Consider the following 16,777-nt stretch of genomic DNA (forward strand, 5'->3'; position numbering starts at 1 on the left):
TTCGTCTCTGCGACGTTTGTTTTTCTAACGGTCATCAGCTGGCAGCGTTGGCCGGATTTGCTGGTGGATTTCGGCCAGCAGGCTTACCTGCCCTGGGTTCTTTCGGAAGGGCAGGTGTTGTATCGGGACGTTGCCTACTTTCACGGCCCGCTTTCCTCATATATTCACGCGTTTGTCTTTCTTGTGTTTGGGACCGGGATCCTGCAACTGGCGCTGTTCAATCTGGCGCTGGTTGCTGTTGCCACCTTTCTCATTTTCCGCCTGTGTGATTACTTCAGTGACCGGCTCGTCGCAACCGTCATTTGCATCACGTTCCTCACGGTTTTTGCTTTCGCCTACCACATGGGTTTCGGCAGTTTCAATTTCATCGCACCCTATATCTATGACCTGACGCATGGCATCCTGCTCAGCATTTTCACCCTGTTCCTTTTTTACCGGTACCTCAAAGCGCCGCGCCTCCGAACCCTGTCAGGCCTCGGCATTCTGCTGGGTCTGATCTTTCTGACCAAAGTCGAAGTGTTCCTCGCGGCGGCACTGGCTTTAGGTGGAGGGTTGTTCATTTTCTGGTCGCAACGGAGGTTGTCTGCGAAAATATTTTTATTGAACGCCACGGTTTTCTGCGGATGCACCCTCCTTCCCATACTTGCGTTTGCGCTTTACTTCTCCTTTTCCATGCCGGTGTCCCGCGCTTTCTTCCATATTCTCGGTCAATACCTGCATGCGGGAGATCCCACCATCCGCACCATGCCGTATTACCAGTTCACCCTGGGCTGGATGTACCTTGAGGAAAATTTAAAACGCATTGGCATGCACAGCCTTGTGTTTTTCTGCCTCGGAGGGTTGTTGGTTTACATGAACCACATCCTGGCACGAAGTGGGAACAACACCCGGCGAGCCGGACTTCTATTCGGAATCTTTACGGCTGGCGCTCTCTGGTTTCTGACCGCCACCATTCCCTGGCTGGAAATCACCCGGGCTTTTCCAGTCTTTCTCTTTATCACCGGTTTTTATCTATCGATTCGGATTGGCCGGGAAAAACGAATGGTTCAAACCACAAAACGCCGTATTATTTTTCTGGCATGGGTCGTTTTTGCTCTCACCCTCACCTTTAAAGCGTTTTACAATCTCCGCCTCGCCGACCTGGGATTCGCCCTTGCCATGCCTGCGACGCTGGTCATGATGTTTTTCTTTTTGCATTCCCTGCCCCGGCTCGCCGAACGTGTGTCCGGAACCGCGATTGCATTGCGTTGCATTACACTCGCCAGCGCTTTATTTTTTATCGCGGTGATCGGTCTCAACGGTTATTTCGGCTATCAGAATAAGGTGTACCCTGTGGGCGAAGGAGTGGACCGAATTTACGATTTCCAACCGATGGTGCGGTATCCCGACGGGCGCATGTTTTCGCGCGGTCTCATTGTGACCAAGGCACTTGACATACTTCACACCGAATTGAAAAATGAACCTTATCTGCTCACCATGCCCGATGCCATGATCTTCAATTACCTTCTGCGCAAACCGTTTCCCAGCCGCGACACGCTGTTCAGCCCGCTTTCCATGCGGGTTCAGGATGAAACCGAGGTACTGGCTCAGTTGCAGAGAGCCGCACCATCCTTCATTCTTCTGACGCATGCGGATTATCGCTGGTTTGGTCAGCGGTATTTTGGCATCGATTACGCACGCTCGGTGATGCGCTGGGTGAAAAACGATTACGTCCTGATTCGCCAGATTGGCGCAACTCCCTTTGCGGGGCGGGAGTTTGGCGTTCAAATATGGAAGCTCAGAACCCAATAGGAGCCTCAATGTTCACCCATCCCACCCTCAATAGCGAACATGCGGAGCCAGCGCGAATCCCGTGGGATCGCCTGGGCCCGGTCCTCATCACCATCGCCTATGGATTCATGACGTGGGTCAGTTGGCGGCGCTGGCCTGATGTGATCATAGATTTCGGACAACAGTTGTACGTTCCCTGGGTTTTGTCCGAAGGGCAGGTTCTTTACCGGGATGTGGTGTATTTTCACGGCCCGCTGGCATCGTATATCAACACCATTGTATTCTCCTTATTCGGTCCGGGCATGATGCACCTTGCTCTGTTCAACCTGGTTCTTGTTTATGGATTTTCCTTGTTCCTTTTTCACTGGATGAAGGAAATCAGCGATGCCGCTTTCGCATCCCTTGCCGGCGTTACTTTCGTTCTGGCATTCGCCTTCGCTTATTATTGGGGAATGGGGTTGTTGAATTTCATCTGCCCTTATGTGTATGACATGACTTACGGCTTTATGCTGGGGTGCGTGGCCCTGCATCAGTGCGGCCGCTATCTGGATTCCCGCGAGCCCGGGCGTTTGATTTTTGTCGGCCTGTTGCTGGGACTCGTGTTTTTGACCAAAGCGGAAATATTCGCCGCTTCCACCGCGGCCACGGGCCTGACCCTGCTTCTCGACTTGCGCGGAAGAAAGGAACCTTTTCGCACCACCCTCCTGAGGATCCTCCTGTTTCTTTCTTCCATCCTCGTCTTTCCATTGTTATTCCTATTTTATTTTTCATTTTTCATGCCTTTGGACGATGCGGCTTATCATCTGACCAGCCAATGGATCAACGGCCTGAGTCTCAACGTCCATTCTTTGTTCTATTACAAATTCGTCTCCGGGGTATTTTTTCTCGAATCCAATCTCCTCAAAATCTCCGTTCATCTTTTTGTGTACTCAAGCCTGCTTGTGATTTTGATCGGACTCAACCTGTGGCTGGGAAAACGCGGCTTGAACACACCAAGGGTCGGCCTCTATTGCGGGCTGGCGCTTGCGGCGGGGCTGATCCTTCTGTATCCGCAGATCCCATGGCGGCACCTGACACGGTCCTTTCCGGTCATCCTCGCAATTCTTTGTTTGGTGATGGCCATTTGCCTTTTAAGAAACCCGCCTTCGCTTTCACAAAGGGGAAGGTCCCTCTCCATTTTCATGCTGGCGATATTTGCCCTGATGTTCACGCTGAAAGTGTTTTTCAACCTCAACATGTCTCACCTCGGCTTCATTTTCGCCCTTCCCGCCACGCTGGTGATTCTTCTCGGCTTCCTGTATCACATACCGAGATGGGTGGAGGCCCGGCAAGGTTCCGCCTGGGTTTTCCGTTGTGGCGCATACGCTTTGGCCGGGGCAACGGTACTGATCTGGACCAGCATTTCGTACAACCAGTATCAAATCAAAACCTATCCCGTAGGCAACGGCGTGGATATGACTTACGATTTTCCGCCTGAAGCCGTACGGTTCGACGGCACTCCGCTGGACCGGGCCAGGACTCTTAACCAGGCACTGGACTTCATGGAAAAGGAAATCGGTCCGGGTCAAACGCTTTTATCTCTGCCGGATTCCATGATGATCAACTACCTGCTTCGCCGCAGGTTTTCCACGCGAGATACCATTTTCAACCCTCTCGTGTGGATCATTCGCGGCGATTCCGCCATCATTGATCTGCTTGAAAAGTCGCCGCCGGACTACGTGGTGTACATGAACATCGATTTCACCATTTTCGGGAGCCCTGTCTTCGGAGAAGATTTTGCCCGCGAGATCAAAAATTGGATCGATGCCCGCTACACGCCCATCCGGCAGTTTGGGGAGACGCCGTTCCGCGGATCGCGGCTGGGCGTTCAGATTTTGAAACGGAAAGATTTCAAGGACAACGCTAACGTTCCGACGATGCGCTGACGCTCATGGCTTGCGGGTCAGTTTCTGGAGAAGTGCCGTGGAAGGCCTGGTATAAAAGGTCGTGGCTGAAGCGGGAAAGTTCCTGCCGCGTTTGCGCCGGTGGGAGTGGCGGGAACACGCGAACCGTGGCGGTCAACCCTTTGCACTTCAAAACCCGGATCATGTGTTCTCCCAGGGTTCCAGTCCAACTGGCCACGTAAGGCTCGTCTGCCTTATAACGGATCAACACCGGCACCACCGGCCGTTTTTCCTGCACCGCCGCTTCGAACGCCGACGGTTTGAACGGATACACGCTGTCCCCTTTCGTCACACTTCCTTCCGGAAACCAGGCAACATTGAATCCCTCTCGCATGCGTTCGCGAATGCTGTTAATCATCCCCGTCACCTGATGACGGCGACTGCGGTCCACAAAAATGGTTTTGCCCAATTGCGCCATCTGTCCGACTACGGGCCAGCCATTCACTTCCGCCTTGGATACGAAAAATAATTTGAAGTTGGCCGCCATCAAAAAAATATCCACCGCGCCGACGTGGTTGGCCACGATCATGGAACCTGGAGGGATCTCCAGATCGCCTTCCACCGTGTAACGCAACCCGATGGCGGCACAAGCGCGCCGAGCCCAGAAACGGGCGAACCATCCCACCCATTTGCAATGAGCTTTCTGATTATCGCGGAACAAAAGCCACAGTGCGACGGAGGTAAGAAAGGAAAGCAAAACAACTGAAAGCAAAGCCACCAGGCGGTATCCCAGGCGGAAATAAGGCATAAAAATCCTTTAAAACAGGTTTGCAGGGCGGGGGACGCACTTTAACATTTCTGTGAATACCAGACGGTTCAAATAGGCCCTGTACGAAATAAGCATTCTGGGAAAATGAATCGTGCGGTGCGGACGCACTCCCAGTCCAGAAAGCAGATGTTCTCCCATACGATTCCACGCTTCCGCAGAATGGACCCACCCGAAGTGAACATGGTCCCACCCCAGATACTCATCCAGCGGAGGAATCAGATGAATGCGCGGACTTTGGATTTCCTTCAAGAATGCATTGATCCGCCGCACCCCGTCAATAGCCTCTTTCCGGGAGATGCGGGACTTGGGGTATAAAAACGTGCGAATGAGATAGTACACCATTGCAGGCACATCGCGTTCAAAATAAACCGGCAGGGTTGTCGTGTAAATTTCCGCATTTAGATTCTCAAGCCGTTCAAACACCGCTTTCACAGTAGTAATCAAGGAATCCGCGTCCATTCCGTATAACAAATCATTGCCAATATCCGTGACCAAAGCGACGACGCGACTCCCCGGACGAAGCCGTGTCCGAACGCGTTCGAACAACGGGCTCTCAACGATCGGCGGATACGAAACATTGAACATCCCACCCCAGCAACCATAACCTCGACCCGGTCCGCAGGCCGCGTACACTTTTAAGGTTTGAGGCGCCACGTTCTTCGTCAGGTAATCCTTAAGCGCGTGGTAACCACGTGCGAGGTTGCTGGCACCCAGCAAAATGCAGAAACGGGAGGCCTCATCTTCAGGATATGGATCGGGAGAGTGGAGGGCATGCTGGGAATCCACATTCATGGTCAGGGAACTTGGACGCGCATGTTTTTCGGATTCATTCGGAACTCTTCCGGTAAATCCACACGCTCGGCCCGTTTGTCCAGGGATTCATATAACTCTTCATAAAACTTCGAGAGTTTTCTTAAATTATTCGCGGCGCTGTAATCGTTTTTGTTGCGTTCCGCCATCATCCGGTAGCCCAGCATTTTACTGACATACGCTTCGTACCGGCGTTGCCACCACTTGCCCGGCTTGCCACCCCACGTCGGTTCGCCCTTTTTTCCCGGCGGGTCCAGGATCAGCGCATCGTCCGTGCTGTCCACACGCACCTGAAAATCGCCAAGAAAACTCATGCCGAGCAGGCCGTCGAACCCTTCCCCCAGAAACGGATTCACATTGGCTTCCACGTTTTCAACTCTGGCGGAGCCCACTTTAAGAGAGCGCAAAAGCAATAAGGGAGAATCCACCATGCCCCCGCCCGTCTGCACCTGAAGCTTGGGCAAGGACCCAAGGTTGCGATGCACCTTACGGCCGAGTCCCTCCGACAGGGTGACGCTCGATGCGCCCGTATCCACCACAAATTTTCCGGGGATACTGCCGTTGATCATGACATCCACGATGTAGTTGCCGTTGCCGATGGAGGTCAGGGGAATGACATGCTTTTTCGTCACCGGTTCCGGAACCCGCAGCTTGACCGGGTCGGTGGATTCGGGAGGGCCTTCGAAGGTTTCTATTTTCTGTTCCTGGCGGTACTTGAGAGGAATTTTGGATGGATTGTCGGTGAAATGCAGTTTGCCTTTATCGTCGCGCCACTTATAAATCTTGGCAAATGCGCAGGGCGGGGCCGTGCCCATGGCCAGCCATCCAGCCAAAGCAAGGACAACCACCAGTGCGCCACGCTTTCCGGAATCAATCGAAAGGAATCGGTTTGACATACACCTCACGGGGTTTGATGCCGTCGGAGGGACCCACCACGCCTTCGCGCTCCATGATCTCAATCATGCGTGCCGCGCGGTTGTACCCCACCCGCAGGCGGCGCTGGAGCATGGAGATGGAAGCCTGCTTTTCCTTGGCGACGATGGCCACCGCATCGTCATACAACTCGTCAAATTCTTCTTCCTCTTCGGCGCGCTGTTTCTCCGCTTCCACCACTTCCTGAAACACATCCTCGCGGAATTCCGCTTCCTTCGGCTGATCCTTGATGAACTTCAGAATGCGATTGATCTCCTCGTCGCTCACCATGCATCCATGAATGCGTTTGAGACGCGAGGTTCCCGGCGGCAGAAACAGCATGTCGCCCTTGCCCAGCAGTTTTTCCGCACCGACGCTGTCCAGAATGGTGCGCGAGTCCACTCGCGACGTCACCTGGAACGAGATGCGCGCCGGGAAGTTGGCCTTGATGATGCCCGTCAGCACGTCCACCGACGGCCGTTGGGTTGCCACGATCAAGTGAATACCCGCCGCGCGCGCCATCTGCGCGAGGCGTGTCAGCGAATCCTCCACGCCTTTCGACGCCACCATCATGAGATCCGCCAATTCGTCGATGACGATCACGACATAAGGGAGTTTCTGCAACACCTCCGGTTCGGTTTCCTTTTCCGGTTGCGCATCCTCTTCCATGTTCTCTTCGAGAAACGCTTCCTCCACGGGTGGCGGCGTTTTCTTTTTCGCCTTTTTGTTTTTTCTTTCCTCTTCCTCCCGCTGGCGCTCCAGCCTGGCAACGAGGTCATTGAACCCGGTGATGTTGCGCACGCCTTTTTCCGCCATCATCTTGTAGCGCCGTTCCATCTCCGCCACCGCCCACTGCAGGGCCGCCGCCGCTTTTTTGGGATTGGTCACCACCGGCGCGATGAGGTGCGGAATGCCGTCATACATAGAAAGCTCCAGCATCTTCGGATCGATCATGATCATCTTCACCTCTTCCGGCGTGGCATTGAGCAGGAGGCTGATGATCATCGAGTTGATGCCGACGGACTTGCCGGAACCGGTCGAGCCCGCAATCAACAGGTGCGGCACCTGCGCCAGATCCTGCACCATGGGCACACCGATGTTGTCTTTGCCCACCGCCAGCGTCAGCTTCGACGGCGAGTTCTGGAACGCGTCGGATTGAATGACTTCCTTGATGGGCACGGTGTCGCGTTTCGGGTTGGGCAGTTCGATACCCACCACGGACTTGCCCGGCACCGGCGCGAGGATGCGCACGCTGGGTGCGCGCATGGCCAGCGCGAGGTCGTCCGTTAAAGAAAGAATGCGGCTCACTTTCACGCCCGGTGCGGGTTCGTATTCGTAGAGCGTGATCACCGGACCCGGGAGCACCTGCACGACTTTGCCCGAAATGCCGAAGTCCGCCAGTTTGCGCTCAAGGATGGTCGAGTTCAGCATGATCTCCTCGCGCAGCTTCTCCACGTTCTTGATGTGCACGGGTTCATTGAGCAGATCCACCGGCGGCACGCGGTAATCGCCCGTCTCATGCACGAACGGAAAATCCTCCTGCATGGCGAACGCGGGTTTTTCTTCCGGCTCCTCGTCCCTCACCTTTTTGGAACGGCCCACCTGCTTCTCCGGTTGTTTGGAGACCGGCATCATGATCTCGTTCGGCACAAACGCTTCACTCGACACAATCACCGGTTCGCTCAGCTTCGGCCGGTTGTCACGCATGGTTTTACGGATCATTTTGGCAAACCGCCACAATCCCTTTGCGCCTTCCTGCGCCAGGCCGATCAACGCCATGCCCAGAGCCAGCAGTTGCGTGCATCCTTTCACCGTCATGCGCAGTCCAAAGTGGAACAGGTTGCCGATTCCTCGAATCATCGTGTCCATCGGCACGCCGACCATCCCCATGATGGCAATGAACAGCATCGTCATCAGCACCAGCCGCGCACCCCATGCGTTCAACCACAGAACGAGGTAAGAGGACACATAGCCGCCCGCAATGCCTCCGGAGACCGTAGCGTGACCGAAATAAGGATCGGGATCGAAGCTCATGGTGAGCAGGCCGCACAGCACCACCCAGAACATCAGGCCGAAGCTCAACATCGCCGGCCAGCGGGAGAACTCCTTGCCGCGGATGAGCCCCCAGCTCACGATGAACGTGATCAGCGGGAACACGAACGCCCCGGTACCGAAGGTCTGCACCAGGAGGTCGGCCAGGTACGCGCCGACGATGCCGCCGTTGTTCTGTACCTCCACCGTCTGAATCACGCGGCTGTGTAGAGATGGGTCTTTCGGCGTATAGGTGAGGAGGGAATACAGGGCGAATATGGTGAAGCCGATCAACATCACGCCGAACACATCGCGCAACGGATGCAGACGTGTGGGCAATGCCGTTTCCTGTGACAGGATTTTCGATTCGGGTTTGTTGTTTTGTGTTCCGCTCATGATGGATTGACTCGATTCCGGGTTCGGGATTGACTCAACAGACGCTGGGTGGTGTCCTGCAACAAGGTCTCTTCCGGCGGCCGGGTCTCGTCCGGTTCGGGATAATCCAGGTTGTAATGCAGGCCGCGGCTTTCCTTGCGCCGCAACGCACCTTCGATAATCAGGCGCGCCGTGATGGCGATGTTGCGCAACTCCAGCGTGTCCTTGGTGATATTGAAACTCCAGTAGTATTCCTGAATCTCTTCCAACAGCATGGAGATTCGGCGATGCGCCCGGTGCAGACGCTTGTCGGTGCGCACGATGCCGACGTAGTTCCACATGAGGCGGCGGATCTCATCCCAGTTGTGCGACACCACCACCGACTCGTCGCTCTCCACCGCATCGCCCGGGTCCCATTCCGGAATCGCTTCCTGCAGCGCATCGCGTTCAGGCGATTCCTCAAGCAACTCCCGCGCCTTGAACACCGCACGGTGCGACAGCACCAGTCCCTCCAACAGCGAGTTGCTCGCCAGCCGGTTGGCGCCGTGCAGGCCGGAGTACCCGACCTCGCCGGAGACAAACAGGCGATGGATGTTGGTCTGGCCGTTGAGATCCACCATCACCCCGCCGCACATGTAATGCGCCGCCGGGACGACAGGAAGGGGTTCCCGCGTCATGTCAAAACCGAAGGACTTGCAGGTCTTGTAAATGTTCGGAAAGCGCTCGCGTGTGCGGTAGCCTTCGAGATGCGTCACGTCGAGGTACACGCAATCGTCACCGCTCTTTTTCATTTCGTAGTCGATGGCGCGCGCCACCACGTCGCGCGGCGCCAGGCACCCCAGCGGATGGTACTTTTCCATGAACGTCTCGCCGTTCTTGAGACGCAGGATGCCGCCCTCTCCACGCACCGCCTCGGAGATCAAAAATGATTTCGCCTGCGGATGAAACAGGCAGGTCGGGTGAAACTGAAAAAACTCCATGTTGGCGACCTTCGCCCCCGCGCGGTACGCCACCGCCACACCGTCCCCCGTCGCCGTGTCCGGATTGGAGGTGTAAAGGTACACCTTGCCCGCACCGCCGGTGGCCAGCAGGACGCCTTTACCGAGAAAGGTGCTCACCTCGCCCGTATGTTCGTTCAGTGCATAGAGGCCGAGCGCTTCGTCTTGCGCACTGCCGGGAGTGACGGAGGCATCGATATTGGCGCGGGTGATCAGGTCCACCGCCATGTGGTAGGTGTATACGTCGATATTCTTTCGGCTCTTTACGGCATCGATCAGCGTGCGTTCGATTTCCCAGCCGGTCATGTCGTCGGCATGCAGAATGCGGTGCTTGGAGTGGCCGCCCTCGCGTGTGAGGTGATAGGCGTCTTCCGGCGTGCGCGTGAAACGCGCGCCCAGATTCACCAGCTCGCGCACCAGGGCGGGGCCTTCCTGCACGATGCATCGCACCACGTCCTTACGGCACAGGCCGCGCCCGGCTTCCAGCGTGTCGACGACATGCAGGTCGATGGAGTCGTCCGCCGCCATGACGGACGCAATGCCGCCCTGCGCGTACTTGGTCGCCGACTCATCCAGCGCGTCCTTGGTGATGAGCGCCACCGAACCGAATTCGGAAATTTTGAGGGCGAAGGTGAGCCCCGCAAGGCCACTGCCCACAACAATGAAATCGCGCGTGATTTTCATGGAAGAATTGTATCGCCAAAACCCCGAAAAATCAATATCTTATTGATTTTACAGCGATTTTTCGATCGTCTCCACGGGTGGCGTGGTCCGGTTGCGGCGGCGCAGGGCGCAGGCCGCGAGGACCAGCAAAACGGCGGAGACGGAACTGAAGGCGAGCCCCTCCCGCCAGCCGACAGGGGTGAACGTGAATTCAACGGTGTGAGAACCCGGCCCCAACGGCACGGCGCGGTAAAACCGGTTGGCGCGGAGCACAAGACCCGCCTCGCCGTCCACCCTCACCCACCAGCCGGGCAGGTAGGAATCCAGCAAAACGAGGTAGCCGTTGCCCGTCTGCTGGGTGCGGACGGTCACGCGGTTCGACGCGTACTCCAGCGACTTCACCCAACCGGTGGAAGCGGAAATCTCGTTGAGCGGCGGCGATTGAGTGAGCAGGACCTCGCGCTTGGGATCGAATCCCTCCGCATAATACAAACCAAGCAGGCGCTCAGGCGAAACCTGCCGCGCGCGCGGCACCCAGAAAGCACGCGGCAGGGCGTCGCCGAACACCTGGAGGCGGTCGGGCAAAATCAGCGGACTGCCTTCGACGTACGCCGTCGGCCGATCGACGTCGATCCAGTACTTCACATTACTGCGCTTGAGGATGCGGAACCGCGTCTCCGGTCTGGCGTGCAACAACGCACGGTACCACAGGAAATGATCCTTCAATCCCATCGCCAGGCCCGGCATGCCATCCGCATACTGCATGCCATACACAGTTCCCAGAAACGGATACATGTATTCCTTCATGGCGACGAGCGCGGCGAGACGGGTGGGCCCGTTAGGCAGGCGGAAGCGGTCCGGGTCCTCCACCACCCGCCCCGAGTACAGGCGGTTCGGCTCCGGGTCGGAGCGAATGGCGGCGGCCATCACCGGCTCGGTTTCGTAGTAACTTTTGTCGATCAACGGGAACAAACCGAAGTTGCGCACCACCAGGTCCAGAAACAGCGACATCAGAAACACCGCCCGCAACACACCCGGGCCGACCTTGCGAAAATAAAACAACGTGTGCGTGAGGCCGAAGGCGAACAGGATGAGAAGCGAGGGCGTCGCGTCGCGCACCTCCGGCGCCAGAGCTGTATTGACCACCGCGGCGGCGGCGATCAGCACCGCGCCCGGCACCCATTTTTCGCCCAGCCGGCGTTCCGTTGTGGTGGTCATCAGCCGGTCCCACACCAACCCCACCAGGAATACCGACGCCATGGCCGAAACATAAAAATACTTTTCCGGGTAGCGGAAGCGGTCCATGCCCGGCACCCATTCGTACACCCAAACATAAAGTGGATTGTATTTGCCGAAAGCGAGGAAAAGCCCCGTCGCAAACATCACCAGCCAGAACAGGATGCGTCGATCTCGCCAGAAGCGCAAACCCACCACGATGAACAGCGGCGCAAAAACCCCCAGGTACACGCTTTCCAAAAATCCGCTTTGCTCCACGGGAATCACGTTCTTCGTCAGGTTCATTTCCGCCGCGTGCGGCAGAAAAAACGTTTCGAAGGTAGCTGAACTCAGCGACCATTCCGTGTGGAGAGTGTAATCGATACCGTCAGTACGGTGACTGTGCTGCATCAACTGGTACGTCGGCAGAAGTTGCAGAGCGATGAGGCCCAGCCCCAAAACCACCGCCAGCAACAGCATGCCCATGTGACGCACCCATAGGAGGCGCGGTGCGGGCGTGGCCTGCTCCCGGCGCGCGGGCGCGAACAGCAACCACAATCCCAAAAGACCGCAGGTGAAGATGTTGATCTCCGGACAGGCGGCGAGCGTCTGGCACGCGATCAAAAACGCGGTGAGCACGAACCAGCGGGCACGGCCCGTGGCGCGGAACCGCTCGAACGCCCAGAACAGAATGGGCAACCACACCGCGCCGAGAAACAGATTGCTGAGATACGTCGACGAAAAAATAAATCCGCTGAGCGCCGCTGTCCACGCGGACGCCACGGCACCCGTCCGCGACACCCGCCATGCGCGCATGAGCAGGTACGTCCCCGCGGCGAGAATGGCAAAATGAAACACGTAGTAGAGGTTGAGCGCGGTAGTGAAATCTTCAATAAAGAAAAACAGGCTGGGTGGATAAAACACGCCTGGATGCAACTCCGCGAAATACGGCGTGCCCGCGTGCACGTTGGGGTTCCAGAACGGAAGGATTCCCTGCTGGTACGCCTGATGCAGGTGGTGCTTGACGGGATAGGTCACCAGCGTGAAGTCGCGGTCGAACGGCACCTTGCCTTCAAACAACATGGGCCAGAAAAAAAACAGCAGGCCCGCCGCCAGAAACAACACCGCCAGGCCGCTTTGCATTCGGGACAGGAATGAGGAGGTTGAGGGCGTCATCGCACCTTCCTGGCTCAGGGTGTTTTAAGGGAGTCCCACCGGTTGACCGGAAGGCGCAGGAAAGTCCGCACCAGTGAAAGGACAAACCCGGCCACGATCACCAGAAACGTCACCGCCTGCCCCACCACCAGGCCTTCCGGCACATACCGGAAATGCAGAAGGTGCATGCCCGATTTCAGCGGCACCGCGCGGAAGAAATGATTGGCGCGCAGAAGCGGCGCAGGCTTGCCGTTCACGCGCACCGTCCAGCCGGGGAAGTAGGAGTCGAGCAGGACCAGGAACCCGTTGCCCTCCTGCCGCGTGCGCACGGTGACGTGGTTCGGTGAGTACTCAATAGACTGCACCGCCCCCTCGAACCGTTCCGACGGTTCGAAATCCACCGGCTGGTCGAGTAAAACTTCTTTTCTCGGATCGAAGTCTTCGGCAAAGTAGGTGTTGAGGAGTTTGATCTCCGGCCCCAGCCGCATGGCGGGGACCATGAACGCACGCGGCAGGACATTTTCGAATTCTCGGATGGAGCCCGAACCGAAGCCGTGCGACGCACTTTCCCGGCCAAACAGGTCGCCACCCGCAATCCAGTAACGTACATTGCTCCGTTCCAGTATGCGCTGCTTTTTGTCGAAGGAAGATTTGCGGAACACCTGCGTCCACAACCATACGTTTTCCAGCTCGATGGCCATCAACCCATCGGCGTATTCGAGTCCGAACACGGTGCCGAGATTGGGGCTGGCGGTTTCTTTTTCCAGGATGTGGCTCAACACCAGGTTGGGCGCTTTCGGAAACAGGTTTTTGGAACGGAACCGTTCGCGGTCCAGAGCCCCCGTGTACACCCGGTAAGGCGGCGGCGGTTCGGGCAGGCCCGCCATCACTTCCGGCGGCTGGGTGATAAGCCGTTGATCGATGAACGGCACCAGCCGGCTGTGCGCGATCCACAAATCCGCGAACACCACCAGCAAAAGAAGCGCCCGCCCCCAGCGTGGTTCCATGCGTCCGGTGAACACCATGCCGGCCAGCACCACCACAGTGGCAAACACCCCGGCCGATAGGGCGATGTGGTCGTCGTGCGCGTACACCGCCACCCCGGCAAGCACGGAACCGAAAATCAGGCAGGCGAGGATGAAAGGCGAAAGACGGTGGCGCGCCCGCTTCTGAAAGAGACTGTCGATGAAGTATCCGCTCAGAAAGGTCATCGCAAAAGCGCAGAGGAAGAAAAACTTCTCCGGGTAGCGGAACATCTGCAGAAGCGGATTGAACGGCAACAGAAAGTTATAAACAGGATTGTTGCCGCCCAGAGCGAAGAAGAGCCCGACAAAAAACACCGCCGTCCAGAAAATCACTTCCTTCCTGCGGATCAACACCGCCGCGGAAACCAGCGCCAGTGCCGGCAGAATGCCCATGTACAGCGACGGAAAATACGGAACCGCTTCGAGTGACGAGGCGGTCATGAATCTGTCGAAATCGCGCGCGGCGAACAAGTGGCGCAGGGCTTCCGGTTCCAGCGACCACTTGGTGTTGAACGCGGTGTCGAGGTCCCACGCGCGCACGGAGCGTTGTATGGTGCGGTAGGTGGGAAGCAGTTGAAACGCGGTGAGCGCGATGGCGGTGAGCGACACCCCCGCCACCACAAGCGTCGGGCGTTTCCAGTGCGCGGCCCGGCCGGGTGTGAGGAACACGGCGGCAAAGTACACCATCAGCGTGGACATCACACAACTTTCCGGACTGCCGCCCAGGATCTGCAAGACCACGAAGCCCACCGCCACGGTCAGCCATCCCCAGTGCGGGCGTAAAAGGTATTTCTGTACCGCCAGCAGGACCAGCGGTGTCCATACGGTGGACACCAGTTGGTTGCCCAGCGACACAAGGGAAAGGAAATATCCGCCGAGTCCCGCCACCAGCGCCGAGGCCGTGGCGGCCACCGCCGACACTCCCCAGAAACGCATCACCGCGTACACCGAAAAAACCAGAATGGCGTGGTGCACCACAACGAACAGGTTGTAGCCGTACGGAAAGTCGCCCGCGAACAGCAGGACGTTCAGTGGATACGCCGCATTGGGATGCAACAACGGCATGAATGGCACGCCGTTGAAGATGGAAGGATTCCAGTACGGTATGGCGCCCTGCATGTATGTGTGGAGCTGGAACCATTTCTCCGGCAGGCCGAATTTCATGACATCGCGGAAAAAGAACGTGTGCCCCAGGAACAGCACCGGCAGAAAATACCAGGCCAGCACCACCGAAAGGAGCGTCAGCGGCAACGCGTGCTGACGGAACCCCGGGTTTGCATTTTTTCCCATGCGATGCGTCTCCGTCTCCACACTACCCCAGCCGCTCGCGGCATTGCTTCAGCAATTCAGGTTTATGGGGAGCGATGCGTTGTTCGATCAGATAGTCCAACCGCGAGAACGTCCGCCACATGGTTTCCGTTTGGCCTTCCGCACGCAGGAGCAAAATTGAGTCCAGAAGCAGGCGTTCTTCATCGGTCAATTGACGGCCCAGTTCCTGCGCGCGTTGACGGGCGCGGTGGAGCCGGTCCTGTTCGATGTCCAGCGCCAGAAGACGCGTGGCCGGAATCACGTGATGCGGACAGGATTTCGTCAGCCGTTCCAGAATCCCGCGGGCGAGGTCGAGTTGGTTTGTGGTGACGTAGGCCCTCGCTACGTCGGTCCACAACTGCGGATCCGGGTGTCCGGACAGGTCCACCTGTCCGTATTCCTGCACGGCCCGGTCCCATTGCCCTTCGAATCCATAGGCACGGGCAAGAAGAATGTGTCCGCGATCGGGATTCATATTGGTTTTCTGGATTACGTCCGACCACAGGACGATGCTGTTGTGCCACACCGGCACCCGGTCGATGGTCAGCGCACCATACAGCACCACCAACATTATAATGCCTGCGAAGCGCATGCGCACCGGTCGAATGCGAAGTAAAAGCGTCGCCGCGATGAGGCAGAATCCCATTGAAGCAAGATAGAGGTAGCGGTCCGCGAGATAAATGGTGCGCGGCATGATATTGGTGTATGGCAGGAGTGCGGCAAAAAACACCACCGCCCCCCACACCACCGCACCGTGCCGCCGCGCGCGATCGGCATCGACAACGCATCGTTTGATTTCCACAAACATCCAACCGACGAGGAACAAAAGCCCTGGAATGAACAGGCCGAGCGTCAGCGGATCGAACCGGTCCCGCACCTCGATCAGGTACAGAGCGCACAGGTTCACCGGGAACAGAATGAGTTTCAAAAAATACGCATACAATTGGAAGAACAAAGTGACGTGCTGAGTGGGCGTGAAATGGATGGTGTCTTTGACGGCGATGCCGACCGTCATCGAATACGTCGCGGCGATGAACACGAGAACAACGCTCCACGCTGACGCCTGGAATGCAACCATGCGCCGCCAGGAAAAGGGACGCGGTCCCATCAAAAGTTCCGCGAACAGGATCATGCCCGGGATCACCACCACGGTCGGCTTGGTCATCATGCCCAGCAGGAGGAGCACAACCGATCCCGCCGCGTGGACCACATAACGCCGTGTGTCCCCTCCCACCCCGCGCCAGTAAACGAGCATCGACGCCAGCGCGAAGAACAGCGACAGCGTGTCCTTCCGGCTGGTGGCCCACGACACCGACTCGACATGAATGGGATGCACTGCGAACAACAGCGCCGTCACCCACGCGAGGTCGTGCCGTTTGGTTGTGTTGCGTATCAAATAAAACACGAGCAGGGAATTGAGCGCATGCAGAAGGAGGTTGTCAAAGTGAAAGCCGGCGGGATTCATGCCCCACAACTGATAATCGATGACATAGGACAGAGCGTAAATGGGATCGTAATAACCCGCCGTCGCCTGCGTGAATGCCCGCGGGATGAAACTCCAGTCCCAAGGGGTGTTGAGAAACGGATTTTTCAGGATGCGTTCGTCGATGTCATCGTAATTAAGAAATCCGTTTCGAAGCGAATGGATATAAACCAGAAAGCTGAGCGCCGCTACTGTGAAGGGAGCGCGGCTTGCGGAAGGACTGGATGCGTCGGCGGAGGTGGAAGGCACTGTCGGTTCTCGTTTAAGAGGAACGGTCGGTCTTTGTTGCCTGGCCCGCGGGCGGGCATGCTGTACGTTTG

At 57.2% G+C, this 16,777-nt stretch carries 10 protein-coding genes; 2 read left to right on the plus strand and 8 right to left on the minus strand.

Annotation, left to right across the window (positions count from 1 at the left end):
* Nucleotides 1-63: 63 nt before the first annotated feature.
* Together J2S31_RS13820 and J2S31_RS13825 are read left to right on the plus strand one after the other, a co-directional pair.
* Entirely contained in the window at nt 64-1,791 is a 1,728-nt protein-coding gene (locus J2S31_RS13820; RefSeq protein WP_237099744.1) for a glycosyltransferase family 39 protein, read from the plus strand.
* Between the two features lie 8 nt (nt 1,792-1,799).
* Complete coding sequence (locus tag J2S31_RS13825; RefSeq protein WP_237099745.1) at nt 1,800-3,695, plus strand: glycosyltransferase family 39 protein; 1,896 nt, start codon at nt 1,800-1,802, stop codon at nt 3,693-3,695.
* On the opposite strand, the gene J2S31_RS13830 is transcribed toward J2S31_RS13825, so the two are convergent.
* Genes J2S31_RS13830 through J2S31_RS13865 form a run of 8 tightly spaced genes read right to left on the minus strand, consistent with a single transcriptional unit; the run spans nt 3,673 to nt 16,706 of the window.
* A complete protein-coding gene (locus J2S31_RS13830; protein WP_237099746.1) occupies nt 3,673-4,461 on the minus strand; it encodes a lysophospholipid acyltransferase family protein in 789 nt (262 codons plus the stop codon). The two genes, J2S31_RS13825 and J2S31_RS13830, sit on opposite strands and share 23 nt — an antisense overlap.
* 9 nt (nt 4,462-4,470) lie before the next feature.
* Nucleotides 4,471-5,274 (minus strand): hypothetical protein, encoded by an 804-nt coding sequence (locus J2S31_RS13835; protein WP_237099747.1) that lies wholly within the window; start codon nt 5,272-5,274, stop codon nt 4,471-4,473.
* A gap of 2 nt (nt 5,275-5,276) precedes the next feature.
* Entirely contained in the window at nt 5,277-6,107 is an 831-nt protein-coding gene (locus tag J2S31_RS13840) for an aspartyl protease family protein (protein WP_237099748.1), read from the minus strand.
* 55 nt (nt 6,108-6,162) lie between these two features.
* Complete coding sequence (locus J2S31_RS13845; RefSeq protein WP_237099749.1) at nt 6,163-8,631, minus strand: DNA translocase FtsK; 2,469 nt, start codon at nt 8,629-8,631, stop codon at nt 6,163-6,165.
* Nucleotides 8,628-10,292: an L-aspartate oxidase gene (gene nadB / locus J2S31_RS13850; RefSeq protein WP_237099750.1), complete on the minus strand. Its 1,665-nt coding sequence runs from the start codon at nt 10,290-10,292 to the stop codon at nt 8,628-8,630. Before nadB ends, J2S31_RS13845 begins: the two co-directional genes overlap by 4 nt.
* A gap of 48 nt (nt 10,293-10,340) precedes the next feature.
* Complete coding sequence (locus J2S31_RS13855; RefSeq protein WP_237099751.1) at nt 10,341-12,662, minus strand: YfhO family protein; 2,322 nt, start codon at nt 12,660-12,662, stop codon at nt 10,341-10,343.
* Between the two features lie 14 nt (nt 12,663-12,676).
* Nucleotides 12,677-14,956, minus strand: coding sequence for a YfhO family protein (locus J2S31_RS13860; RefSeq protein WP_237099752.1), 2,280 nt, complete (start codon nt 14,954-14,956; stop codon nt 12,677-12,679).
* 22 nt (nt 14,957-14,978) lie between these two features.
* Complete coding sequence (locus tag J2S31_RS13865; protein WP_237099753.1) at nt 14,979-16,706, minus strand: tetratricopeptide repeat protein; 1,728 nt, start codon at nt 16,704-16,706, stop codon at nt 14,979-14,981.
* Between the last annotated feature and the right edge of the window lie 71 nt (nt 16,707-16,777).

It is taken from the genome of Nitrospina gracilis Nb-211 (genome assembly GCF_021845525.1).
Taxonomy (GTDB): domain Bacteria; phylum Nitrospinota; class Nitrospinia; order Nitrospinales; family Nitrospinaceae; genus Nitrospina; species Nitrospina gracilis_A.

Excerpts from the sequence above, each read along its gene's own strand:
- nadB (WP_237099750.1), bottom strand. The coding sequence starts at position 10,292 with ATGAAAATCACGCGCGATTTCATTGTTGTGGGCAGTGGCCTTGCGGGG.
- J2S31_RS13825 (WP_237099745.1), top strand. The coding sequence starts at position 1,800 with ATGTTCACCCATCCCACCCTCAATAGCGAACATGCGGAGCCAGCGCGA.
- J2S31_RS13845 (WP_237099749.1), bottom strand. The coding sequence starts at position 8,631 with ATGAGCGGAACACAAAACAACAAACCCGAATCGAAAATCCTGTCACAG.
- J2S31_RS13830 (WP_237099746.1), bottom strand. The coding sequence starts at position 4,461 with ATGCCTTATTTCCGCCTGGGATACCGCCTGGTGGCTTTGCTTTCAGTT.
- J2S31_RS13855 (WP_237099751.1), bottom strand. The coding sequence starts at position 12,662 with ATGACGCCCTCAACCTCCTCATTCCTGTCCCGAATGCAAAGCGGCCTG.
- J2S31_RS13840 (WP_237099748.1), bottom strand. The coding sequence starts at position 6,107 with ATGGGCACGGCCCCGCCCTGCGCATTTGCCAAGATTTATAAGTGGCGC.
- J2S31_RS13835 (WP_237099747.1), bottom strand. The coding sequence starts at position 5,274 with ATGAATGTGGATTCCCAGCATGCCCTCCACTCTCCCGATCCATATCCT.
- J2S31_RS13860 (WP_237099752.1), bottom strand. The coding sequence starts at position 14,956 with ATGGGAAAAAATGCAAACCCGGGGTTCCGTCAGCACGCGTTGCCGCTG.